This is a genomic window from Mycolicibacterium llatzerense (genome assembly GCF_025331195.1).
GTDB lineage: Bacteria > Actinomycetota > Actinomycetes > Mycobacteriales > Mycobacteriaceae > Mycobacterium > Mycobacterium llatzerense.
The window spans coordinates 98,948-123,085 of sequence record NZ_LXOV01000013.1 but is presented as its reverse complement, the minus strand read 5'-3'; the positions used below and the strand labels follow the sequence as shown (position 1 = coordinate 123,085).

At 68.9% G+C, this 24,138-nt stretch carries 21 protein-coding genes; 14 read left to right on the top strand and 7 right to left on the bottom strand.

From position 1 onward, the window contains the following. Positions 1 to 2: 2 nt before the first annotated feature. Positions 3 to 1,565, bottom strand: a complete 1,563-nt coding sequence (locus A7G45_RS20475) for a DEAD/DEAH box helicase (RefSeq protein ID WP_260939947.1) — start codon at positions 1,563 to 1,565, stop codon at positions 3 to 5. Between the two features lie 302 nt (positions 1,566 to 1,867). On the opposite strand from A7G45_RS20475, the gene A7G45_RS20470 reads away from it, so the two are divergent. Continuing rightward, positions 1,868 to 2,569 carry a ferritin-like fold-containing protein gene (locus A7G45_RS20470; protein WP_260939937.1) on the top strand — a complete coding sequence of 234 codons (702 nt, stop codon included), beginning with the start codon at positions 1,868 to 1,870 and terminating at the stop codon, positions 2,567 to 2,569. Between the two features lie 33 nt (positions 2,570 to 2,602). Here A7G45_RS20470 and A7G45_RS20465 read toward each other — a convergent pair whose 3' ends face one another. Further along, positions 2,603 to 3,502: a hypothetical protein gene (locus A7G45_RS20465; protein WP_260939935.1), complete on the bottom strand. Its 900-nt coding sequence runs from the start codon at positions 3,500 to 3,502 to the stop codon at positions 2,603 to 2,605. A 386-nt stretch (positions 3,503 to 3,888) separates the two neighbouring features. Here A7G45_RS20465 and A7G45_RS20460 point away from each other — a divergent pair, with 386 nt between their 5' ends. Next, positions 3,889 to 4,125 carry a DUF3107 domain-containing protein gene (locus A7G45_RS20460; RefSeq protein ID WP_043392935.1) on the top strand — a complete coding sequence of 79 codons (237 nt, stop codon included), beginning with the start codon at positions 3,889 to 3,891 and terminating at the stop codon, positions 4,123 to 4,125. 68 nt (positions 4,126 to 4,193) lie between these two features. Here the strand turns inward: A7G45_RS20460 and A7G45_RS20455 are convergent, their stop codons facing one another. Further along, positions 4,194 to 4,871: an HTH-type transcriptional activator FasR gene (locus A7G45_RS20455; RefSeq protein ID WP_260939933.1), complete on the bottom strand. Its 678-nt coding sequence runs from the start codon at positions 4,869 to 4,871 to the stop codon at positions 4,194 to 4,196. Positions 4,872 to 5,127: 256 nt separating this feature from the next. On the opposite strand from A7G45_RS20455, the gene A7G45_RS20450 reads away from it, so the two are divergent. From A7G45_RS20450 to A7G45_RS20425, 6 genes are all read left to right on the top strand, one after another. After that, a complete protein-coding gene (locus A7G45_RS20450) occupies positions 5,128 to 6,174 on the top strand; it encodes a DUF3152 domain-containing protein (RefSeq protein WP_260939932.1) in 1,047 nt (348 codons plus the stop codon). Positions 6,175 to 6,239: 65 nt separating this feature from the next. After that, complete coding sequence (gene moeZ, locus A7G45_RS20445) at positions 6,240 to 7,418, top strand: adenylyltransferase/sulfurtransferase MoeZ (protein ID WP_260939929.1); 1,179 nt, start codon at positions 6,240 to 6,242, stop codon at positions 7,416 to 7,418. A 36-nt stretch (positions 7,419 to 7,454) separates the two neighbouring features. Further along, a complete protein-coding gene (locus A7G45_RS20440; RefSeq protein WP_043392475.1) occupies positions 7,455 to 8,309 on the top strand; it encodes a TIGR02569 family protein in 855 nt (284 codons plus the stop codon). Between the two features lie 57 nt (positions 8,310 to 8,366). Beyond that, the gene (locus A7G45_RS20435) at positions 8,367 to 9,761 is read left to right on the top strand and encodes a purine-cytosine permease family protein (protein WP_260939926.1); all 1,395 of its coding nucleotides are present in this window, start codon (positions 8,367 to 8,369) and stop codon (positions 9,759 to 9,761) included. Beyond that, complete coding sequence (locus A7G45_RS20430; protein ID WP_260939925.1) at positions 9,758 to 10,198, top strand: nucleoside deaminase; 441 nt, start codon at positions 9,758 to 9,760, stop codon at positions 10,196 to 10,198. Before A7G45_RS20435 ends, A7G45_RS20430 begins: the two co-directional genes overlap by 4 nt. Further along, positions 10,195 to 11,154 (top strand): isopenicillin N synthase family dioxygenase, encoded by a 960-nt coding sequence (locus A7G45_RS20425; RefSeq protein WP_260939923.1) that lies wholly within the window; start codon positions 10,195 to 10,197, stop codon positions 11,152 to 11,154. The genes A7G45_RS20430 and A7G45_RS20425 overlap by 4 nt, the downstream gene beginning before the upstream one ends. 39 nt (positions 11,155 to 11,193) lie before the next feature. Here the strand turns inward: A7G45_RS20425 and A7G45_RS20420 are convergent, their stop codons facing one another. Continuing rightward, the gene (locus A7G45_RS20420; RefSeq protein WP_260939915.1) at positions 11,194 to 11,490 is read right to left on the bottom strand and encodes an MGMT family protein; all 297 of its coding nucleotides are present in this window, start codon (positions 11,488 to 11,490) and stop codon (positions 11,194 to 11,196) included. A gap of 2 nt (positions 11,491 to 11,492) precedes the next feature. Continuing rightward, positions 11,493 to 12,278, bottom strand: a complete 786-nt coding sequence (locus A7G45_RS20415; RefSeq protein ID WP_377042011.1) for an alpha/beta fold hydrolase — start codon at positions 12,276 to 12,278, stop codon at positions 11,493 to 11,495. Positions 12,279 to 12,367: 89 nt separating this feature from the next. Here A7G45_RS20415 and A7G45_RS20410 point away from each other — a divergent pair, with 89 nt between their 5' ends. Next, complete coding sequence (locus tag A7G45_RS20410; protein ID WP_260939913.1) at positions 12,368 to 15,499, top strand: ATP-dependent helicase; 3,132 nt, start codon at positions 12,368 to 12,370, stop codon at positions 15,497 to 15,499. After that, positions 15,490 to 18,750, top strand: coding sequence for an ATP-dependent helicase (locus tag A7G45_RS20405; RefSeq protein ID WP_260939911.1), 3,261 nt, complete (start codon positions 15,490 to 15,492; stop codon positions 18,748 to 18,750). The genes A7G45_RS20410 and A7G45_RS20405 overlap by 10 nt, the downstream gene beginning before the upstream one ends. Here the strand turns inward: A7G45_RS20405 and A7G45_RS20400 are convergent. Next, a complete protein-coding gene (locus A7G45_RS20400) occupies positions 18,733 to 19,140 on the bottom strand; it encodes a DoxX family protein (RefSeq protein WP_260939909.1) in 408 nt (135 codons plus the stop codon). The two genes, A7G45_RS20405 and A7G45_RS20400, sit on opposite strands and share 18 nt — an antisense overlap. 60 nt (positions 19,141 to 19,200) lie before the next feature. Between A7G45_RS20400 and A7G45_RS20395 the strand changes: the two genes are divergently transcribed. Then, positions 19,201 to 20,280 (top strand): potassium channel family protein, encoded by a 1,080-nt coding sequence (locus tag A7G45_RS20395; RefSeq protein WP_043392491.1) that lies wholly within the window; start codon positions 19,201 to 19,203, stop codon positions 20,278 to 20,280. An 8-nt stretch (positions 20,281 to 20,288) separates the two neighbouring features. Next, positions 20,289 to 21,215: an NAD(+) diphosphatase gene (gene nudC / locus A7G45_RS20390; protein ID WP_260939907.1), complete on the top strand. Its 927-nt coding sequence runs from the start codon at positions 20,289 to 20,291 to the stop codon at positions 21,213 to 21,215. A 48-nt stretch (positions 21,216 to 21,263) separates the two neighbouring features. On the opposite strand, the gene A7G45_RS20385 is transcribed toward nudC, so the two are convergent. Then, the gene (locus A7G45_RS20385; protein WP_043392495.1) at positions 21,264 to 21,500 is read right to left on the bottom strand and encodes a mycoredoxin; all 237 of its coding nucleotides are present in this window, start codon (positions 21,498 to 21,500) and stop codon (positions 21,264 to 21,266) included. An 83-nt stretch (positions 21,501 to 21,583) separates the two neighbouring features. On the opposite strand from A7G45_RS20385, the gene A7G45_RS20380 reads away from it, so the two are divergent. Continuing rightward, on the top strand, positions 21,584 to 23,695 hold the full coding sequence (locus A7G45_RS20380) for an ATP-dependent DNA helicase UvrD2 (protein ID WP_043985263.1): 2,112 nt from the start codon (positions 21,584 to 21,586) through the stop codon (positions 23,693 to 23,695). Between the two features lie 162 nt (positions 23,696 to 23,857). Beyond that, positions 23,858 to 24,118 (top strand): hypothetical protein, encoded by a 261-nt coding sequence (locus tag A7G45_RS20375; RefSeq protein ID WP_260939900.1) that lies wholly within the window; start codon positions 23,858 to 23,860, stop codon positions 24,116 to 24,118. Positions 24,119 to 24,138 lie beyond the last annotated feature (20 nt).

Below are 24,138 nucleotides of genomic sequence, written 5' to 3'. Positions count from 1 at the left end.
GGCTACTCGGCTGCAGGCGCTGCGACGGCCGGGGCGTCAATGGCTGCCCCCGCTGTGGCCTTGCTCGGACGACGACGCCGGCGGCGGCGACCCGTGTGGGTCGACTCGGCGGGGCTGTCGCCTTCCGGTGCACTGCCTTCGGCGGTCTCGCCGTCGGCGGCTCCGGATGCCTCGACGTGGCCGGTGGCCGACTCGCCGGCGCGGGTGCGGCGGCGGGACCGGCTGCGGCCACGGGCCGGGCGGTCCTTGTCGGTGCTGGACTCGCGCTTGAGCTCGGGGTCGGACGCCGACTTCTTCGCGGGCTTGGCCCGCGAAGAGCCGACCGAGCCGGTGATGTCGGTCGGGATGTCCAGCTCTTCGTACAGGTGCGGCGAGCGGGAGTAGGTCTCGGCCGGGTCCGGGCAGTCCAGGTTCAGGGCCTTGTCGATGAGCGACCACCGGGTCAGCTCGTCCCAGTCCACCAGCGTGACCGCGATACCGGTCTTGCCGGCGCGGCCGGTACGGCCGATGCGGTGCACGTAGGACATTTCGTCCTCGGGGATCTGATAGTTGATGACGTGCGTGATGTCGTCGATGTCGATGCCGCGGGCTGCGACGTCGGTCGCGACCAGGACGTCGATCTCCCCGTTGCGGAACGACTTGAGGGCCTTCTCGCGGGCGATCTGGCCCAGGTCACCGTGGACGGCGCCGACCTTGAAGCCGCGCTCGGCGAGCTCGTCGGACACCTTCTGGGCGGTGCGCTTGGTGCGGGTGAAGATCATGGTCGCGCCGCGGCCGTTGGCCTGCAGGATGCGGCTGACCATCTCCACCTTGTCCAGCGCGTGGGCGCGGTAGACGTACTGCTTGGTGGAGTCGTGGGTGGCCGCCGAGTGCGGGGCCTCGGCCCGGATGTGCGTCGGCTGGTTCATGAAGGTGCGGGCCAGCGTGATGATCGGGTCCGGCATGGTGGCCGAGAACAGCATCGCCTGCCGGGAATCCGGGGTCAGGCGCAGGATGCGCTCGATGTCGGGCAGGAAGCCCAGGTCCAGCATCTCGTCGGCCTCGTCGAGGACCAGGACGCTCAGGCCGCCGAGCTGCAGGTGGCCCTGCTGAGCCAGGTCCAGGAGCCGGCCCGGGGTGCCGACGATGACGTCGACGCCCTGCTGCAGGGCTTCGATCTGCGGCTCGTAGGGACGGCCACCGTAGATGGCTTCGACGCGGAGTTTGCGTTCCCCGGACTCGCCGGCCTTGAGGTGTTTGCCTGCCATCGTCAGGTCGCCGTACACCTGGATGCAGAGCTCGCGGGTGGGGACCACGACGAGGGCGCGGGGGGTGCCGGTCAGCGGCAGCGTCGGATCGGAGGCGACGCGGTGCAGCAGCGGCACGCCGAACGCCAGGGTCTTGCCCATACCGGTGCGGGCCTGGCCGATGAGGTCGTCGCCGGCCAGCGCCAAGGGGAGGGTCAGCTCCTGGATGGCGAACGGGTGGTGCTTGCCGTCCTCGGTGAGTGCCTGGACGATTTCGTCCCGAACACCGAGGTCAGCGAAGGTTTTTTCTTCTGTGATCGTTGCAGTTAAAGCGGTCATGAGGTGGCGTGGATGCCTTCCAGTGTCATCGGAGTCAGTGCTCGCTGTTGTTCCACGCGCGCACGAGTCTGACGACAAACACTTGGGGCCCTCGGGGCGATTCTGCCGAATTCAGCCGGGTTTCCGGCGAGCTGGAGAACCGCCTACCGCGTAGGTCGCGGATGGAGGCGGGCCAACACGTGCACGCACATTTCCTTGGTCGCAGCCTGTCTCGCTCTACGGAAACGGCTACAGCCGAGACTATTGTAGCTGGTCGCGTCGCCGGTCGGCTGTGACGCGAGTCGCGGTCTAGAGTTGGGGCCATGCCTTCGACGTCCCAGGCGCAGCCCGAGCAGACGGCAACTCCGGTGCAGCCGGCGGTGTCAGGTGATCATCCCGGTATCAACGAGTTGTTCGCGTTGTTGGCCTACGGGGAGGTCGCCGCGTTCTACCGGTTGACCGAGGAGGCGCGGATGGCGCCGAACCTGGCCGGCCGCATCAACCTGGCGCGGATGGCCGCTGCCGAGATGGGCCACTTCGACGTCTTGCGCGAGGCCTTGCTGAGTCGTGGCGTCGACGTCGTCCCCGCGATGACGAAATACGCTCCGGCACTGGAGAATTACCATCGGCTGACGACTCCGAGCACCTGGCTGGAGGCGTTGGTCAAGACCTATGTCGGCGACGCCCTGGCGGCGGACTTCTACCTGGAGATCGCCGGTTCGCTGCCCGCAGAGGCAGCCGACGTGGTGCGTGCGGTGCTGTCGGAAACCGGCCACTCCCAGTTCGTGGTGGCCGAGGTGCGGGCCGCGGTCGGCGCCAGCGACCGGCAGCGGCACCGGCTGGCGTTGTGGTCGCGGCGGTTGCTGGGGGAGGCGATCACCCAGGCGCAGTTCGTGATGGCCGAGCACGACGAGCTCGTCGACCTGGTGCTGTCCAGCGGCGAGGGCCTGACCCAGATGACCGAGTTCTTCGAGCGCCTGCAGGAGACACACAAAAACCGGGTACGCGAACTCGGCCTCGGCTGAGCTCACGCACCCGGTTCTGTGGTGCCGTGGTGACTACTTCGTGCAGGTGGTGATCAATGTGTTGTTGTTCTGCGCGGCGACCGCTGCGCCCGACCCATCGCTGATCGAGCAGTTCAGCTGACCGGTGACGCTGGTGGCGGTCACCGAGCTCAGCGAGACGCCCGGGTTCAGGGTGACCGTCTTGGCCCACGGCAGGGACACGTTGACGTCCGTCTGCAGCGCGCCCTGGCCGTCTGTGTAGATGACCGTGACCAGGTCCAACAGCGATTTGTTGCCGGTGATCCGGTACGTCACCGTGTTCGGGACGGGCGCCGCGGGTACGGCCGCCGGATCGACCGGCGGGACGGCCTCGGCCGTCGGGGCCGGTGCGGTCGGGGTGACGGTCGTGACGGTCTCGGGTGCCAGCGACGCCGACGGCGGCGCGGCGGTCACCCGGGGGCGCGGAGCCGCTGACGGTGCTGCCGAGGCCGACGGCGCGGCGGACTGGCTGGTGCTGGGCGGGGTGATCGGCGCGGTGACCGGGCCGCTGTCGCCGCCGCCGAGGATCACGACGGTGCAGATGACCGCGACCAGCAGGATGGCGCCGGCGACGCCGGCCACCCAGACCCAGCGCCGATCGATGGCGTCGTCGTACTCGTAGATCTCGTCGTCGTCGTAATCGTCGTACGCCGCGTCGGCATCACTGCCGGCGTAATCGGCGTCTGCTGCCGTGAACCGGTCGGTGTCGCCGTAGGTGCTGGTGTACTCGCCGGTGGGGCGGTCAGCCAGATCGGTGGCCGAACTGTACGAGCCGTACCCGGTGCTGGAGCCGTAGCTGTAGTTGGCACTGCCGTAGCTGTAGCCGCGGTCGTAACCCTGGTAGCTCGGGGTGTCCCCGTAGCCGTCGGTGGACGCCCCCGACGGTGCTGAATATCGCGAATATGTCCTGCTCATGGCGACTTTCCCCGGTCGAGTTTCACTTACCTCGTCGATGCTAGTGGTGTGAAAGTTACGGATGAGGTTGGCTCGCTTGCCATCGGATAACGGTCGGGACTCGGTTGGGTCCACCGCGCCGAGACAACCCGTCGCGACCTCGCAAGGTGGTGCCGGCGGGCGAGGATTTCCGGGCGGCAACTGTGACGACGTCGTGACCTCGACGGCGCGTCCCACCGGTCCGCCACCGGCACCGCCGTACATGGTTCGCCTACGGCGGCCTCTGCACGTGGTTCGCCTACGGCGAACGTGCCCGCGGGTACCGCGGCCATCGTCGTCCACTAGCCTCCTGAGGAGAGTTCTATTGCAGCTCGAATGAAGTCTTGAAACGAATGAAAGGGGTCAGCGTGGAGGTCAAGATCGGGGTCACCGACAGCCCGCGCGAACTGTTCCTCAACAGCGCGCAGACTCCGGAGGAAGTGGAGGCGTTGGTCACCGACGCGCTCGCCAAGGAGTCGGGCGTCCTGGCGCTGACTGACGAGAAGGGTCGCCGGTTCCTGGTGCAGACCGCCAGGATCGCCTACGTCGAGATCGGTGCGGCCGACGTCCGCCGGGTCGGCTTCGGCGTCACCGGCAAGGACTGACTACCGCCGCAAGCAAAAACTGCCCCTCTCCATTCGGAGAGGGGCAGTTTTGTTTGGTTCGAGCCGCGTCAGCGGGTGAGTGGAACGTGTGACAGACCGCCCCAGGCGAACTGCACCGTGCCATCGACGGCCGCGTCCTTCGAGATCGGGCGGTCGTTGTTGAGCCAGTAGCGGGCGCAGTCGACGCTGATCGCGACCAGGCCGACGGCGATCATCCGAGCGCGATGCGCTTCCAGGCCCGAATCGCTGCTGACCAGGTCGAACACCGCGTCGGTGCACGAGTCGGTGGCCACCTTGACCTGCGCCGAGACCTGCGGCTCGGTGACGTAGTCGTTCTCGAAGATCAGCCGGTAGCCCTGGCTGTCGTGCTCGATGAAGTCGAAGAACGCCTCGACGGCGGCACGCAGGCGCAGCCGGTTGTCGGTGGTGGTGGTCAAGGCCCCGCGGACACCCTGCAGCAGGTTGTCGACGTGCCGCTGCAGCACCGCCAGGTACAGCTCCAGCTTCGACGAAAAGTGTTGGTACAGGACCGGTTTGCTCACACCGGCGCGCTCGGCGATCTCATCCATGCCGGCGGCGTGGTAGCCGCGGTCCACGAAGACGTCACTGGCCGCGATCAGCAGCTGGCCGCGTCGTTCGTCCCGGGGCAGCCGGTTGCCCCGCCGATTGGTGGTCGGGCCGCCCTGCGTGCCGTCAGTTCCGGCTTGCGTGCCTCTGGCGTCAGAGGTGTTGGCAACCTCGCTCATCACGTCCTCAATCTGGCATTGTCCGGCACACATGTCCGTGACCAACTGTTCAGGGACCGGTCCGGACCCTGGTGTTCATGGCCGCCCAACCTGTTGTTCAGGTTGACCGACCCGGCAGTTTATCGCCACGACACTACTACCGTTAGTTCGCGGCATTCGCGTGCTACCAGCGGTTCGGCGATTGTGTCTGCCGCACTTGAACGCCCGGTGGCGTGCCATGTCCGGCGTTCGCCCAGCTCTATGCCATCCTGGTTCCGTGACCTACGACCCGGGCCGAGGCACCGGTCGCGTCCCTGTGGTGCGCAACGAGTGGCATGAGCCTTTGCGCGCGCAGCGGGATCCGGTGGCGGAGGACTCAGGGCGGCTCCGATCGAATCGGGACGACCGGCAGCAGTGGCGCAAGCAGTCCTGGCTGGGTCGTTTCGTGTCCACGTACGGGTGGCGCGCATACGCCCTGCCGGCGCTGGCCATCGTCACCGGAATGGTGGTCTACCAGGGCATCTCCGGTCCCAAGCCGATCACCCCGGCGCACCCGCACGTACCGCTGGTCGGTCAGCCCACCATCAATTCGGCGAGCACCGCGATCGTCGGCGCACCGCCCAAGGGCCTGACCCAGTTCGACGTCAACCTGCCCACCGGCATCCTCCCGGACGGCGGGCCGTTCACCGAGGCCGGCGCCAAGGCCTGGCATGTCGTGCCGGGCACCACCCCCAAGATCGGTCAGGGCGCCACCAAGTCGGTGACCTACACCGTCGAGGTGGAGGACGGCGTCGACACCACCAGCTTCGGCGGCGACGAGGCGTTTGCCCGGATGGTCGCCGAAACCCTCGCCAATCCGAAGAGCTGGACGCATGACGGGAAGTTCGCTTTCACGCGGCTCGACGCGTCGTCGCCGGAGAACCCCGACTTCCGGGTGTCCCTGACGTCGCCGATGACGGTGCGTGAGGGCTGCGGCTACGACATCCCGCTGGAGTCGTCGTGCTTCAACCCGGCGTACTTCCCGGCCGACGGCGGCAAGGCCCAGTCCCGCGTGTTCATCAACGAGGCGCGCTGGGTGCGCGGTGCCGTGCCGTTCCAGGGCGACATCGGCTCCTACCGCCAGTACCTGATCAACCACGAGGTCGGGCACGCCCTCGGCTTCCGGATGCACGAGCCGTGCGGCGACAACGGCGGGCTGGCGCCGATCATGATGCAGCAAACCTTCTCGACCAACAACAACGACGACGCCAAGTTCGACCCGGAGTCCGTCAAGGCCGACGGCAAGACCTGCCACGTCAACTCCTGGCCGTACCCCATTCCCTGACCAACGCTCGTCGCCGTCGAGCGGCCCCGAAATGTCCGGCGAAGCGGCTCACTACTGTTGAAGGCATGGCGACCCCGTTGCCGCCGCTGGTGCAGCCGGCGGCCGAACTCACCCGTGACGAGGTGGCGCGGTACAGCCGCCACCTGATCATCCCGGACCTCGGGGTCGACGGGCAGAAGCGGCTGAAGAACGCCCGGGTGCTCGTGATCGGTGCCGGGGGACTGGGTTCCCCGACACTGCTCTATCTCGCGGCCGCCGGCGTCGGCACCATCGGCATCGTCGAGTTCGACGTCGTCGACGAATCGAACCTGCAGCGCCAGATCATCCACGGCCAATCCGACGTCGGCCGGCCCAAGGCCCAGAGCGCCCGCGAGTCGATCCTGGAGATCAACCCGCTGGTCACGGTCAATCTCCACGAGTTCCGGCTCGACACCGACAACGCGGTGCCGCTGTTCGAGCAGTACGACCTGATCCTCGACGGCACCGACAACTTCGCCACCCGCTACCTCGTCAACGACGCCGCGGTGTTGGCCCACAAGCCCTACGTCTGGGGCTCGATCTACCGGTTCTCCGGCCAGGTGTCGGTGTTCTGGGAGGACGCCCCCGACGGCCGCGGGCTCAATTACCGCGACCTCTACCCGGAGCCACCGGCCCCGGGCACGGTGCCGTCGTGCGCCGAGGGCGGAGTGCTGGGAATTCTCTGCGCCTCCGTCGCCTCGGTGATGGGTACCGAGGCCATCAAGCTCATCACCGGCATCGGCGAGTCGTTGTTGGGCCGGCTGATGATCTACGACGCGCTGGACATGACCTACCGCACCATCGGGATTCGCAAGGATCCGGCGACGCCGAAGATCACCGAGCTCATCGACTACGACGCGTTCTGCGGTGTGGTCTCCGACGAAGCAGCCGAAGCGGCGGCCGATTCGTCCGTCACCCCGGCAGAGCTGCGGCAGCTGCTCGACTCCGGCAAGCCCGTCGCGCTGATCGACGTGCGGGAACCCGTGGAGTGGGCCATCAACCACATCGAGGGTGCCGAACTGATTCCCAAGTCGACCCTCGACTCCGGGGCCGGGTTGGCCCGTGTGCCGCAGGACCGAATTGCGGTGCTGTACTGCAAGACCGGGATCCGGTCGGCAGAGGCCCTGCTCGCCCTGAAACAGGCCGGATTTTCCGACGCGCTGCACCTGCAGGGCGGAATCGTGGCCTGGGCCAGGCAACTCGAACCCGACATGGTCATGTACTGACGTCAGGTCCGGCCGGGCACACCTTAGTCTGATCGGGTGACCGTCGACCGTCCTCCCGAACATGTGCTTACGGCGTTCGGCCTGACCGGTCTCCGGCCGGTCCCACTCGGCTCGAGCTGGGAGGGCGGCTGGCGCTGCGGCGAGGTGGTGCTGTCCATGGTCGCCGACAATGCCCGGGCGTCCTGGTCGGCGAAAGTGCGCGAGACGCTGTTCGTCGACGGCGTCCGGCTGGCCCGTCCCGTGCGCGCGACGGACGGGCGCTACGTCGTCGCCGGCTGGCGCGCCGATACGTTCGTCACCGGCACCCCTGAACCGCGTCACGACGAGATCGTCTCGGCCGCGGTGCGGTTGCACGAGGCGACCGCCAAGCTCGAGCGTCCGCGCTTCCTGACGCAACCGCCCGCCGTGCCATGGAGCGACGTCGACGTGTTCATCGCCGCCGACCGCGCCGCCTGGGAAGACCGTCCGCTGCAGTCGTTGCCGCCGGGTGCCCAGGCGGTGCCGGGTACCTCGGATGGCCGCCGTTCGGTCGAACTGATCAATCAGCTTGCGTCCCTGCGCAAGCCGACGCGCAACCCGAGCCAGCTGGTGCATGGCGACCTCTACGGCACGGTGCTGTTCGCCGGCACCGCCGCGCCCGGCATCACCGACATCACGCCGTACTGGCGGCCGGCATCGTGGGCCGCGGGTGTGGTCGTGGTGGACGCGCTGTCGTGGGGCGAGGCCGACGACGGTCTCATCGAACGCTGGGCGTCGCTGCCCGAGTGGCCACAGATGCTGTTGCGCGCCTTGATCTTCCGGCTCGCGGTGCATGCCCTGCACCCGCGGTCGACGGCTGCGGCATTCCCCGGTCTGGCCCGTACTGCAGCCTTGGTGCGACTGGTTCTCTAGCCGGCTCGCCGGCATTCGAATGGCAGCGTGCCCCGTTCGGTGAGAAAGTTACCTCGCATGACGGCTGTTGAACCCACCACCGGCGGAACCTACCAAGACAGGATCGTTGCGGTCGAACCCGGCGGCAACGAGTTCATCGCCGAGGCGGACCGGCACGGCAAGCCGAGTCAGCTGTTCTGGACGTGGACGTCACCCAACATGGAATTCGCGACGGTGTTCGTCGGCATGCTGGCCGTCCTCGCGTTCGGCATGAGCTTCTGGCAGGCGGTCGCCGGGATCATCATCGGTACCGGCCTGGGTGCCATCGCGCACTATTTCCTGTCCGCGCGTGGACCCCTGCACGGCGTGCCGCAGATGGTGCTGGGACGAATGGCGTTCGGGTTCAAGGGAAACGCACTGCCCGCGACGTTGATGTCGATCACCGCGGGCGTCGGCTGGTTTGCCACCAACAGTGTCAGCGGTGCGTTTGCCCTGTCCACCCTGTTCGGCTTCGGACCACTGATCGGCCTGATCATCATCGTGTTGTTGCAGACCGCGTTCGCGTTCTTCGGCCACAATCTGGTGCAGGCGTTCGAGCGCTGGTCGTTCCCGGCGCTCGTCATCGTCTTCGGCGCGGCATCGGTGGGAATTTTCGCGCACGCGGATCTGGGTGCGCCGGCGCCGTCGGGCGGGGTCGGCGGACTCGGGGGCTTCCTGCTCACCGTCGGTACCGCGTTCGGTTACGCGGCCGGCTGGACCCCGTACGCCGCGGACTACACCCGCTATTTGCCGTCGGCGGTGTCCACATTCGCGACGGGGTTCTTCGCCTCCACCGGGTTGTTCGTCTCATGTGTGGCCCTGGAGATCGTCGGGGCGGCATCGACGACGGTCGGCGCGGCGAGCCTGGGCAATCCGACCGGGTCGTTCACCGCCGAGCTTGCGCCGTGGCTGGCCAAGGCAACCCTGTTGGCCATCGCGGTCGGTGCGATCGCCGCCAATGCGCTCAATGTCTATTCTGGGGCAATGGCTTTCGTGACCATCGGGATCACGCTGCCGCCACACATCGCGCGGGCGCTGGTGACCGTCTTCTTCGGCGTGGCCGGTTTCCTGATCGCCTGGTGGGCGTTGCCCGATGCCGCGCACAGCTATGAAGCGTTCCTGCTGGTGATCGCCTACTGGATCGGCCCCTGGCTCGGCGTTGTCTTCGCCGATCAATATCTGCGCCGCGGGCAACAGATCGCCGGGTATCTGTACGACCGCTCGTACTCGAACTGGCCGGGGTTGTTGTCCTTCGCGCTGGGGCTGGGACTGTCGGTGCTGTTGTTCTCCAACCAGGAGAAGTTCGTCGGCTATATCGCCCAGGCGGTGCCGAAACTCGGCGACATCACCTTCTTCGTCGGCTTCGTCATCGCGGGTGCCGCGTACCTGGTGCTGTGTCGAAAGAAAATCTCCGCGGAACGCGCCGCCATATGACCCCTGAGCAGATGCTCGACGTCGCGGTCGCTGAAGCGCGAACTGGGTTGGCCGAGGGTGGTATTCCGATCGGTGCGGCGTTGTTTCGAGCCGATGGCGAACTCCTGGGTGCCGGCCACAACCGTCGGGTGCAGAACGATGATCCCTCGGTGCACGCCGAGACCGACGCGTTCCGTGCGGCCGGACGTCAGCGCGGCTACCGCTCGACCATCATGGTGACGACGCTCTCGCCGTGCTGGTATTGCAGCGGCCTGGTGCGGCAGTTCGGCATCGGCGCGGTGGTGATCGGGGAGGCCCGCACGTTCCACGGAGGTCATGATTGGCTGGCCGAACATGGTGTGACGGTCACGGTTTTGGACGACGAGCGGTGCGTGGCGATGATGGCAGAGTTCATCAGCGCCAGTCCCGAATTGTGGGCGGAGGATATCGGCGAATGAGTGTCATTGCGACAGTGGACATTTCCCGCTGGTATGCCGGCGGAGCCGAGGCTGATGCGTTGGCCGCCGAAGTCGACGGGGGTTTGCAGCGAGCCGGTTTCATCGTGGTCACCGGTCACGGGGTGGACCAGGGATTGGCGGCTGCGGTCCGCGCGGCCAGCCGGGAATTCTTCGCGTTGTCCGACGAGGTGAAGCGGCGGTACTCGGTGCCGGTCGGCGGACACGGCTGGATCGGCCCGGGCGCCGAGGCCAACGGTTACGCCGAGGGCACCGAGACGCCCCCGGATCTCAAAGAGAGTTTCAGTCTGGGCGCGGAGACATCGACCGGGGATCCGGAGGTGGATCGAATCTGGTTCGCCCCCAACGTATGGCCCGCGGAGGTGCCCGCGTTGCAGACGTTGGTGGATGAATACACCGCCCAGATGCGCCGGCTGTCCGACGATCTACTGGCTCTTTTTGCACACGCGCTGGGGTTGCCGGCGAATCCTTTTGCCGCGCTGGCAGATCGGCCGACGTGGACGATGAACATCAACCACTACCCGCCGGTGAGCGTGGTGGGTGAACCCGAGCCCGGGCAGTTCCGGATCGGCCCGCACACCGATTTCGGCACCGTCACGGTGCTCGACCGGGAGCCGGGCGCCGGCGGGCTACAGGTGTATTCCGACGCCGGGGGCTGGGAGGACGCCCCCTGGGAACCCGGAGCGCTGACGGTGAATATCGGGGACCTGCTGGAGTATTGGAGTGGACGACGCTGGCCGTCCGGCCGGCATCGCGTGCTGCCGCCGCAACCGCACGCACCGGAAGAAGACCTGGTGTCGCTGATCTACTTCTACGAAGCCAACCACGATGCGCTGATCACCCCGTTGCGGCCGCCCATCGGTGCGGTGCCCGGGCTGGCGCCGGTGGTCTCCTCGGAGTTCATCAAGGAACGGTTGGACGCCATCACCGTCGGGTGAGTCAGGCCTGGGACTGCTGGAGGTCAGGCGTCTCGAGCATCAGAACTCGTGCCGATACTCCCGCAGCGGAACCCGACCGTCGACCGCCAAAACCCCCTCGGCACGCAGTCTTTCGAGTTGCCGCGTTGCGAGATGGGGCGCCGGCCGGCCCGCCGCGGTGATCACCCGGTGCCACGGCAGGTCCGAGGAATCCGTCCGCATGATCCAGCCGACGATCCGCGGGCTGGAAAGCCCTGCGGCATCCGCGATATCGCCGTAGGTCGACACCCGACCGGACGGTATCGAGGCGACGAGGTCTCGCACCACCTCCACCTGCTCCTCCGTGACCGCGGCCATGATCAGACCAGGTGTCGCCGGATCACATCGGCGGTTTCGGCGGGCATGGCGTGCGGCACCATGTGGTCGCAGTCGAATTCGGCCAGCTCGAAGTCGGCGCCCAGCCGTGCCTGCAACGCGGACACCAGCTCACCGGTCACGTACGCCGGGTGGGTCTGCTTCGCCAGCACCAGCGTCGTCGGTGTGCCCTGCTGCGGCAACACAATCGGGCGGGCCAGCTCACTCCAGTACGACATCATGGCGGGCAGGCTGATCCGCCAGCCGACGCGTCCGCCGGGCAGGGCGACCAGGTGCTCGTCCAGGTCGCGTTCGAGTTCCCCGGGGTACTTCGCCGAGACCTCGCCCCACGATCCGTTCACCTTCTCGGCGTGCGCCTCCTGCCGGTCCGGGTAGTCGGGGGACCCGAGCATGGCGTCGGCGATCTCGCTCATCCAGCTGCCGTCCAGCCCGGTCGCGGGGTCCAGCAGCACCAGGCCCGACACCAGATTGGGGTGGGCGGCAGCGAGATTGAGCGCTATCGCGCCGCCGAACGAATGGGCCACCACGACCACCGGACCGTCGGCCTCGTCGTGGAGCAGAGCAGCCAGGGCCGCCACGTTCTCGTCGATGTTCCACGGCGCCGCCCACGACGAGTGACCATGTCCCAGGAGATCCGGTGCCAGCACGGCATATTCGGGCAGGTACCCGTCCGCCAGGGTCTGCCACCGCTTTCCGTGGCCGGTCAGGCCGTGCAGGGCCAGAATCTGTGCCGGCCGCGCCGGTCCGTAGCGATACACCTGCAAGCTCACCGCAATGATGCTGCCAGACGCTGGGCCCCACTGTCGCCGGACACTGTCTTCGGCGCAACTTGTCGTACCCCCGTGGTTGCATTCCGTGCATGGCCGCCCCGCACTCCGCACTCACCGCGCCCAGCTCGGTTAATGCCCTGACCGAGCCCGGGCAACGTGGTGTGGTGCGGGTGCTGGGCGGCCCCGGAACGGGCAAGACCGAACTGCTGATCCGCACTGCCGCAACGCATATCGCGGCTGGGACCGATCCGGAGTCGGTGCTGCTGCTCACTGGTTCGGCGCGCCTCGGCAGCCGGGTCCGCGGCGCCATCACCTCGGCCCTGCTCGGCGATTCCGGCCAAGTCACCAGGGAGCCGCTGGTCCGCACCCTGCACTCCTACGCGTTCGCCGTGTTGCGGCAGGCCGCGCAGCGCGCCGGCGACCCGCCGCCGCGGCTGATCACCAGCGCCGAGCAGGACGGCATCATCCGCGAGCTCCTCGCCGGTGATCTCGAGGACGGCGACGATGCCGGGGTGGACTGGCCGCTGCACCTGCGTCCGGCATTGGCCACCGCCGGGTTCGCGACCGAATTGCGGGACCTGTTGGCCCGCTGCACCGAACGTGGCGTCGACCCCGCGGACCTGCGCCGGATCGGCCGCAGGGCCGGACGCCCGGAGTGGGTGGCCGCGGCCCGGTTCGCGCAGGTCTACGAGCAGGTGATGCTGCTGCGCAGCGCCGTCGGCATGGCCGCCCCGCAGGCGACGGTGCCCGCGCTGGGCGCGGCTGAACTGGTCGGCGCCGCACTCGAGACCTTCGCCGTCGATCCCGCGCTGCTGGACGCCGAGCGCTCCCGCATCAAGCTGCTGCTCGTCGACGACGCGCAGCACCTCGATCCGCAGGCCGCGCTGCTGGTGCGGGTGCTGGCGGCCGGCGCCCAGCTGACCGTGATCGCCGGGGATCCGAGCCAGACGGTGTTCGGTTACCGCGGCGCCGAACCGACGCTGCTGTACGGCCCCGAGGACCAGCCGCAGGTGGTTCTGACCGAGTCGCATCGGTGTGCACCCGCGGTGGCCGGCGCGGTCACGGCCGTGGCGCGGCGGCTGCCCGGCGTGGACGCGTCACGGACCCTGACGTCGGCGACGACGGACGACCTCGGCTCGCTGACGGTGCGCGTGGCGGGTTCGCCGCACGCCGAATCCGCTCTGATCGCGGACGCGCTGCGCCGCGCGCACCTGGTCGACGGGGTGCCCTGGTCGCAGATGGCCGTCATCGTGCGCTCAGTGCCGCGGGCCGGGACGGCGCTGGCCCGGGCGCTGACCGCTGCCGGGGTGCCGGTGCAGCAGCAGGCCGACACCACGCCGCCGGCACTGCATCCGGCGGTGGGCGCACTGCTCACGGTGCTGGACTGCGTCGCCGACCAGCTGACCGGCGACCGGGCACTGGCCTTGCTGACGGGGCCCATCGGCCGGGTCGACCCGGTGTCGCTGCGCCAGCTGCGGCGCGTCCTGCGCCGCGCCGACGGCAGTGGCCGTGAGTTCGGCGAGCTGCTGACCGAGGCGCTCACCGCCGGCACCGAACGCACGTTGCCGGATCAGCTGGCCCGGCCGGTGCGCCGGGTCCGCGCGGTCCTCGACGCGGCGCGCCGGGCGGCGACGGCCGGCCAGGACCCGCGGTTCGTGCTGTGGCAGGCCTGGCACACCAGCGGATTGTCGCGCCGGTGGCAGGCTGCGGCTGGGCGCCCGGGTGCGGCCGGGGTCGCCGCCGGCGTCGATCTGGACGCCGTCACCGCGCTGTTCGACACCGCCGACCAGTACGTGGCCCGCACCGCGGCGGCCTCCCTCACCGGTTTGATCGACCACGTCCGGGCCCTGTCATGGTCGGGTTCGACGCCGGAGCGCGCGGAGGCCGACGAGGTGGCCGTAGTCAGTGCGCATGCCGCGCTGGGGCGGGAATGGGATTTCGTGGTCATCGCGGGCCTGCAGGAAGGGTTGTGGCCCAACACCGTTCCGCGTGGGGGCGTGCTCGGGACCCAGCAGCTGCTCGACGTTGTCGACGGCGTGGGTGACGTTCGTGGCATGTCGGCCACCGCGCCGCTGCTGGCCGAGGAACGGCGGCTGCTGGTCGCCGCGCTGGGCCGGGCCCGCAACCGGGTGCTGGTGACGGCCGTCGACAGCGACAACGGTGATGAAGCGCTGCTGCCGTCGACCTTCTTCGAAGAGCTGGCGGCGCTGGCCGGCGGTACCGACCCCGACACCGACGAGCTCCCGGTGCACGCGCCCGCCGTGCTGTCCCCGTCGGCACTGGTCGGCCGTCTGCGGTCGGTGGTCTGCGCCCCCGACGGCGCGGTCGAGGAGTCCGACCGGCTCTGTGCGGCAGCACAATTGGCGCGGCTGGCCGAGGCCGGGGTGCCGGGCGCCGACCCGGCGCAGTGGTACGCCAGCACGGAGCTGTCCACTGCCGAGCCACTGTGGTCCGGGGACGACCACGTCGTCACGGTGTCGCCGTCGACCGCGCAGACCCTGACCGACTGCCCGCTGCGCTGGATGCTGGAGCGGCACGGCGGCAGCGACGGCCGCGATCTGCGGTCGGCACTGGGCTCCCTGGTGCACGCCCTGGTCGCCGACTCCGGTCGCAGCGAGGCCCAGCTGCGCGGCGAACTCGAAAAGGTTTGGCAGCACCTACCTTTCGACTCGAACTGGTACGCCGACAACGAGCTGGAGCGGTACCGCGCCATGCTGGACACCTTCACGACGTGGCGGCAGGAGAGCCGCGCCGAGCTCACCGAGGTCGGCACCGAACTCGAGGTCGCCGGGGTGATCGCCGATGCGGGTCCGCAGGTGCAGGTGAAGGGGCGCATCGACCGGCTCGAACGCGACCGCGACGGACGCCTCGTGGTGGTCGACGTCAAGACCGGCAAGAGCCCGGCCACCAAGGCCGATGCCCAGCAGCATGCCCAGCTCGCGCTGTATCAGCTGGCCATCGCGGAAGGCATTGTGCCGCAGGGTGATCAGCCGGGCGGCGGCCGATTGGTGTATCCGGCCAAACCTGCCAAGGCGGGCGCCACCGAACGCGAGCAGGATCCGATGGGGGAGACGGCGCAGGCGCAGTGGCGGCAGCGGGTCACCGACGCCGCGGCGGCCACTGCCGGGCCGCAGTTCGTCGCGCGTGCCGGCGCCGGCTGTGCCACCTGCCCGGTGCGGGCCATGTGCCCGGCGCAAGGTACGAAGGGTGGATGCCCGTGACGTACAGCCCCGCCGACCTTGCCGAGACGCTCGGGCTGTTCACCCCCACCGACGAGCAGGCCGCGGTCATCGCCGCCCCGCCGGGACCGCTGGTGGTGATCGCCGGCGCCGGCGCGGGGAAAACCGAGACCATGGCCGCGCGGGTGGTCTGGCTGGTGGCCAACGGCTATGCGACCCCGTCGCAGGTGCTGGGGCTGACCTTCACCCGCAAGGCGGCCGGGCAGTTGCTGCGCCGCGTGCGTACCCGGCTGGCCCGCCTCGCCGGTTCGGGCCTGTTGCCCGGCGTTTCGCTGGCCGACGAGCACGCCACCGTCAGCACCTATCACGCCTTCGCGGGCACCCTGCTCCGCGAGTACGGGCTGCTGCTGCCCATCGAGCCGGCCACCCGGCTGGTCACCGAAACCGAGATGTGGCAGTTGGCTTTTCGGGTGGTGTCCGATTTCCCGGGGCAGCTGCACACCGACAAGTCCCCGGCCGCGATCACCCAGATGGTGCTGCGCCTGGCCGGTCAGCTGTCCGAGCATCTCGTCGACACCGACGCCGTGCGCGACACCCATCACGAGCTGGAACGGCTCATCCTCACGCTCCCGGCGGGACCGGGTCAGCGCGGTGGGCCCACGCAGTGGCTGCTGAATCTGCTGGCCACCCAGACCGAGCGGGCCGAGCTGGTGCCGCTCATCGACGCGGTGCACCAGCGGATGCGGGCTGCGCAGGTGATGGACTTCGGTACGCAGATGTCCGCGGCGGCCCGCTTGGCCGAGGGTTTCCCGCAGGTCGGCGCGCAGCTGCGGGAGCGGTATCGCGTGGTCCTGCTGGACGAATATCAGGACACCGGGCATGCCCAGCGAGTGGCGCTGTCGTCGCTGTTCGGTGGCGGCGTCGACGACCGCCTGGCGCTGACGGCGGTGGGGGACCCGATCCAATCGATCTACGGCTGGCGCGGCGCGTCGGCCACCAACCTGCCCCGGTTCACCACCGACTTCCGGCTCTCGGACGGCTCGCCGGCCCCGACCCTGGAATTGCGGACCAGCTGGCGCAACCCACCGCGGGCGCTGAAACTGGCCAACGAGGTGTCCGCCGAGGCCCGCCGCCGCAGCGTGAGCGTGCGCGAACTGCTGCCGCGGCCCGGTGCCGAGCCGGGAACCATCCAGTGTGCGTTGTTGGATGACGTTGTCGCCGAGCGTGATTGGGTCGCCGATCACCTGGCTCGCCGGTACCACGGTGCCGCCGCCGCGGGTGACCCGGTGCCGACGGCCGCGGTCCTGGTGCGCCGCAACGCCGACGCCGCGCCCATCGCCGAGGCGCTGAACGCACGCGGGATCCCCGTCGAGGTGGTCGGTCTGGCCGGGCTGCTGGCCATCCCGGAGGTCGCCGACGTGGTCGCGATGCTGCGTTTGGTCGCCGAGCCGACCGCCGGGGTCGCCGCGATGCGGGTACTGACGAGCGCGCGGTGGCGGTTCGGTGCCGCCGACCTGGCCGCGCTGTGGCGCCGCGCCTCGGAACTGGATGTGCCCGACGCCGCGCGTACGTCCGGGTCGGCCGCCGAGCAGGCCGTCGCCCACGTCGCCCCCGACGCCGACCACGCCTGCCTGGCCGACGCCATCAGCGACCCAGGTCCGGCCGACCGCTACTCACCCGAAGGACACCGTCGGCTGCTGGCCCTGGCTGCCGAGCTGAGCCAGCTGCGCGCGCACCTGCATCAGCCGCTGCCCGACCTGGTCGCCGAAACGCGTCGGGTCCTGGGCATCGACGCCGAAACCCGTGCGGCCAGTGGGGTTTCCGAGGGCTGGCGGGGTACCGAGCATCTCGATGCGTTCGCCGATGTGGTCGCTGGCTACGCCTCGCGACCGGTCACCGACGCCGATGCGTCCGCACCCATCGCCGGACTGCTGGCGTATCTGACCGCGGCCGCCGAGGTCGAGAACGGGCTGGCGCCGGCACAGGTGACGGTGGCCTCGGACCGCGTGCAGATCCTGACGGTGCACGCCGCCAAGGGGCTGGAGTGGCAGATCGTCGCGGTTCCGCACCTGGTTGCCCGGGTGTTCCCGTCCACCGCGTCGCAGCGCACCTGGCTGACCGACGCGGGCGACCTGCCGCCGTTGCTGCGCGGCGACCGCGCCGAGTTGTCCGAACACGGGGTGCCGGTGCTCGACACATCTGACGTCAACGACCGGAAGATGTTGGCGGACAAGATCGCCGGGCACAAGGCCCTGCTCGATCAGCGGCGCACCGATGAGGAACGCCGCCTGCTCTACGTGGCCCTCACTCGCGCCGAGGACACCCTGCTGCTCTCCGGGTACCAGTGGGGGACGACGGCCGCGAAGCCGGCCGGGCCATCCGACTTCCTCACCGAGATGCGCGACATCATCGAACGCGCGGCCAATGACGGCGACCCCTGCGGCGAGATCGAGCAGTGGGCACCCGCACCGCCCGAGAGCGCCGTGAATCCGTTGCGCGACAGCGTCGTCGAATGCGCATGGCCCATCGACCCGGCTGGTGCCCGCCGCGGTGACGTCGACCGGGGCGCGGCCCTGGTCGCGCAGGCGCTCACCGCCACTGCCGATGAGGACTTCGACGACCGCCATGGGTGGTCCGCCGATGTCGATGCCCTGCTGGCCGAACGCGCACGGATCCAGGAGCGCGGTCCGGTCGAGCTGCCGCCGCAGCTGTCGGTCAGCACGCTGGTCGATCTGGGCAGCGACCGATCCGGCGCGCTGCAACGGCTGCAGCGCCGGCTGCCGTCGCGCCCGGACCCGCAGGCACTGTTGGGCACCGCGTTTCACGACTGGGTGCAGCGGTACTTCTCCGCCGAGCGGCTGTTCGACCTCGACGACCTACCCGGTGCGGTCGACGCCGAGCTGGGGCAGGCCGTCGCCGACGAACTGGCCGACCTGCAGGCCGCGTTCGCCCTGTCGGACTGGGCCGCCCGCACCCCGATCGACATCGAGGTGCCGTTCGACATGGTGATCGGCGACCGCGTGATCCGGGGCCGCATCGACGCGGTGTTCGCCGACGCCGATGGGGGCTACACCGTGCTGGACTGGAAGACCGGCGATCCGCCGACCACCCCGGAAACCATGCGCAACAAGGCGATTCAGCTGGCGGTGTACCGGCTGGCCTGGTCGTCGATCCAGGGCGTACCCGTCGATTCGGTGCGGGCAGTCTTCCATTACGTGCGGGCCGGGCAGACGGTGGCACCCACCGACCTGCCCGGCGCCGACGAACTGGCGGCGCTAGTGCGCGTCGGGTGAGTTGCGGTAGACCTTGAGCGCCTGGGTCACCATCGGCACCTGCAGCGGCAACCGGGCCAGGGCGGCGATGCGGGCCGGCCAGCCCTTCGGCCACCACAGCCGAACCATGTTCACGTTTCCGGGGAACACCGCGACGAACAGCGCGGCAGCAGCCAACGCGCCCAGCCGGCGGGTGCGCGGAACCAGCAGTGCGGTACCGACGGCGACTTCGGCCACGCCGGAGCCGTACGTGTAGAGCCGGGGACTGCCGGGCAGTTCCTCCGGAATGATCCCGTCGAAGGGCTTGGGCGCGAGGAAATGCAGTGTGCCCACGCCGAGCAGCAGCGCGCCCAATCGATACGCGGGGGCCTGGCTGTGGGTGGTGTTATCCGAAGTGCTGGGGGCGGTCATGGTTACATAGTGCTGTGCTGAGCCGTCCCGTGGTGAGCCTCTGCCAGATATTGGCTCGTCGTGGCTCGCGTTAGATTGTCGCGGCGCATGGCCGCCATGGAGCAGAACCTCACCAGCCGTCAGAACGCGGATCTGGTTGACGTACTGCAAATCCCGGAGCCGTTCGTCAGCCCGGCCCGCCGGATCGCGCGCCGCGTCATCTATGCGCTGGTGGTGCTCGGCGCGGCGGTACTCGTCGTGTACATCGATCGCGACGGCTACCGCGATGTCCAAGACAACGAGATGTCGCTCCTGGACTGCATCTACTACGCGACAGTGTCGTTGTCGACCACCGGCTACGGCGACATCACGCCGTTCACCCCGAGCGCGCGGCTGGTCAACGTCCTGGTGATCACCCCGATGCGGATTGCGTTCCTGATCGTGCTGATCGGTACGACCGTCGAGACGCTGACCACGCAGTCGCGTCAAGCCCTGAAGATTCAGCGATGGAGGAGCAGCGTGCGCAATCACACCATCGTCGTCGGTTATGGAACCAAGGGCCGCACCGCGGTCCAGGCCATGGTCGGCGACGAGGTCGCACCCGGAGACATCGTCGTCGTCGACGAGAACCCGGCGGCACTGGACCGGGCGCGGGCTGCCGGACTGGTCACCGTGGTCGGCGACGCCACCAAATCGGAGGTGCTGCGCCTGGCCGGGGCACAGCACGCCAAATCCATCGTGGTCGCGACGGACAAGGACGCCACCGCCGTGCTGGTCACGCTGACCGCCCGCGAGGTGGCGCCCAAAGCCAAGATCATCGCGTCGGCCCGCGAGGCCGAGAACCAGCATCTGCTGCGGCAGTCCGGCGCGGACTCGACCGTGGTGTCCTCGGAGACCGCCGGCCGGCTGCTGGGCATCGCGACCCAGACCCCGAGCGTGGTCGAGATGGTCGAAGACCTGCTCACCCCTGACGCGGGCTTTGCGATCTCCGAGCGTGAGGTCGAGGCCAAGGAACTCGGCGGCTCGCCGCGGCACCTGTCCGACATCGTGCTCGGCGTGGTGCGGGGCGGGAAGTTGCTCAGGGTCGATGCCCCTGAGGTCGACGCCCTCGCCGCCGGGGACCGCCTGCTCTACATCCGCAACGCCGAAGTCGAACGGTAGGCGCGGCGATGAGCGATTTCACCCTGCGTAATGTCCCGCTGCTGTCTCGGGTCGGTGCGGACCGTGCCGACACGCTGCGCACCGACGTCGACGCCGCCATTGCAGGCTGGAAAGACGCGCTGCTGCTGCGCGTCGACCGGCGCAACCAGGTGCTGATCTCCGGCGGCCAGGTGGTGCTGGGTCGTGCGGCGGAACTCGGGGACAAGCCCGACGAGCATGCGGTGTTCCTGGGCCGGATGCCCGACGGCCGGCATGTATGGGGTGTGCGCGGCGCACTCGAAGAACCGGCGGAGCCGTCCGGTGAGCCGGTCGAGGTGCTCGACCTGCGCCGGGCCGGGACCATCTTCGACGACATCAGCGCGCAGCTCGTCTCGACCGCGACGGCACTGCTGAACTGGCACGACAGCGCCCGTTTCAGCGCCATCGACGGCGCACCCACCAAAGCGATCAAGGGCGGCTGGGCGCGCGTCAACAGCATCGGTGGCCACGAGGAATTCCCGCGCATCGACCCGGCGATCATCTGCCTGGTGCACGACGGCCACGACCGCGCCGTACTGGCCCGGCAGACGAATTGGCCGGAGCGACTGTTCTCGCTGCTGGCCGGGTTCGTGGAAGCCGGTGAGTCGTTCGAGTCCTGCGTGGTCCGCGAGATCGCCGAGGAGATCGGCCTCGCCGTCACCGACGTCAAGTACCTGGGCAGTCAGCCCTGGCCGTTCCCGCGTTCGCTGATGGTCGGCTTCCACGCCATCGGCGATCCGGAGCAGCCGTTCGCGTTCAATGACGGCGAGATCGCCGAGGCCGACTGGTTCACCCGGGCCGAGGTGCGCGAGGCGCTCGAGCACGGCGACTGGAACAGCACGTCGGATTCCCGGCTGCTGCTGCCCGGCTCGATCTCGATCGCCCGGGAGATCATCGAATCCTGGGCAGCCCTGTGATTTGTGCACGTTCTGTATCGCTCAGCGAGACAGAACGTGCACAAATCGCTAGTTCAGCTTGGCTTTGACGTCTTTGATGCTGGGGTTCGTCAGCGCGCTGCCGTCCGGGAACTTCACCGTCGGCACCGTCTGGTTGCCGCCGTTGACCGACATCACGAACTTGGCTGCGTCCATGTCCTGCTCGATGTCGATCTCGGTGTACGGGATGCCTTCGGCCTTCAGCGCGGTCTTGAGCCGCTTGCAGTAGCCGCACCAGGTCGTGCTGTACATGATCAGTGCACTCATAACGCGACTCAACGTATCCGATCGCCGCGTCATGCCGCCCAGCGGTGCCACGTGTGTCACACCCAGCTGCCATGATGTAGGCCATGCCAGCCGAGGCCCCGCCGTCCACGCTCCTCGAGGACCTCGACGACGAACAGCGCGAGGCTGTCCTCGCGCCCCGCGGCCCCGTATGTGTGCTGGCCGGTGCCGGCACCGGCAAGACGCGGACCATCACCCGCCGCATCGCGTATCTGGTGGCCTCCGGCCATGTCGCGCCGAGTCAGGTGCTGGCCGTGACGTTCACCCAGCGCGCCGCAGGTGAGATGCGCAGCCGCTTGCGCAGCCTGGAGCAGGAGATCGACGGCGCCGCCGGCTCCGGGGCCGTGCAGGCCATGACATTCCACGCCGCGGCGCTGCGGCAACTGCGGTACTTCTGGCCGCGGGTGGTCGGCGATACCGGCTGGGAACTGCTCGACAGCAAGTTCGCGGTCGTGGCGCAGGCGGCGAACCGGGCGGGTATCCAGGCCAGCACCGACGACGTGCGCGACCTGGCCGGCGAGATCGAATGGGCCAAGTCGTCCCTGATCAGTCCCGAGCAGTACCCGCAGCAGGTCGCCGCGATCGAGCGGGACATCCCGCTCGACGCCGCCAAGGTCGCCGCCGTGTACGCCGGGTACGAGGGACTCAAGGCCCGCCGCGACGGCTCGGCCCTGCTGGACTTCGACGATCTGCTGCTGCACACCGCCGCCGCCATCGAGAACGACGCCGCCGTCGCCGGCGAGTTCCGTGACCGCTACCGCTGCTTCGTCGTCGACGAATACCAGGACGTCACCCCGCTGCAGCAGCGGGTGCTCAACGCCTGGGTGGGGGAGCGGGACGACCTGACCGTGGTCGGCGACGCCAACCAGACCATCTACTCCTTCACCGGTGCCACCCCGCAGTACCTCCTCGACTTTTCGCGAAGGTTCCCCGATGCGGCGCTGATCCGGCTCGAGCGCGACTACCGCAGCACGCCCCAGGTGGTGTCGTTGGCCAATCAGGTGATCTCGGCGGCTTCCGGCCGGATGGCGGCCAGCCGGTTGCAACTCATCGGTCAGCGCGATCCCGGTCCCAAACCGGTGTTCCGGGAACATCCCGATGAGGTCGCCGAGGCCAACGCGGTCGCCGCCGCCATCAAGAAGCTCATCCAATCCGGCACCGCCCCTTCGGAAATCGCGGTGCTGTACCGCATCAACGCGCAGTCCGAGGTGTATGAGGAGGCACTCACCGCGGCCGGTGTGGCGTTCCAGGTGCGCGGTGGTGAAGGCTTCTTCAGCCGCCAGGAGATCCGGCAGGCGCTGCTGGCGCTGCAGCGCGCCGCGGGACACCAGGGGGATGTCGCCGGCGTCGAGCTGCCGCAGCTGGTCCGGGATCTGCTGGAACCGCTGGGCCTGACGGCCGAGCCGCCGGCGGGTACCAAGGCCCGGGAACGCTGGGATGCGTTGCTGGCCTTGGTCGAATTGGTCGAACAGGAAGTCGCGGTACGCGCCAACCTGGACCTGCAGGGGCTGCTCGTCGAGCTGCGTCAGCGCGCCGATTCCCGGCACCCACCGGTGGTGCAAGGTGTGACGCTGGCGTCGCTGCACGCGGCCAAGGGTCTCGAGTGGGATGCGGTGTTCCTGGTCGGTCTGGTCGACGGCACGTTGCCCATCTCGCACGCGTTGTCGCACGGTGCGGACAGCGAACCCGTCGAGGAGGAGCGGCGTCTCTTCTACGTCGGAATCACCAGGGCCAGAGTGCATTTGACCATCTCGTGGGCGCTGGCCCGGGCCGCCGGCGGACGGCAGAGTCGCAAGCCGTCGCGGTTCCTCAACGGGCTGACGCCGCAGAGCCGGCGTGAACCCCAACAGCCGCAACGCAAACGGGGGCCGGCGCCGCGCTGCCGGGTCTGCAATTCGGCGCTGACGACGTCGACCGCGATCTTGCTGCGGCGTTGCGAGTCGTGCCCGTCGAACCTCGACGAGGAGCTGCTCGGCCGGCTCAAGGAGTGGCGCCTGCGCACCTCGCAGGAGATGAAGGTGCCTGCCTATGTGGTGTTCACCGACAACACCTTGATCGCGATCGCCGAGGCCCTGCCGGCCGACAACGCCGCGCTGGTGGCCATTCCCGGGATCGGGGCGCGCAAGCTCGAGCAATACGGCCCGGATGTCCTGGCATTGGTGAACGCGTCCCGTTAGCCCACCTAAATTGCGCCAAACATGACGCAAATTGCGCCAAAACCGCTGGTCAAAAAATCGCTTGTCATATTTCGGTGGTAACGTCTAGCCTCGAAGCCGCAACGAAATCCCGCGAATTCATGACCTGTGAATCCGCAATCGACCGCTGAGGAGGTGGCCCAGATGATCAATTTTGATGCGTCCCGAGGCGCTGTCCTCGCTGTCTCTGGCCTCCGTGCGCCGTTGACCGATGCTGCCTATGAGGCGGTATCGCGCGTCGGCGTCAGCTGGCATCAGATCGTTGACGTCCCCGCCGTTCCCGCTGCCGCTGCAGCCGCCGCTATGTCGGCGGCACGTCTCGCGACGGCTGGGCATGTCGCCGACATCCCGCAGCGCAAGCGCAACAGCAAGACCTTCGCGTCCGTGAAGCGGGGCACTACTTAGGTAGAGCCCACACAAGCCAT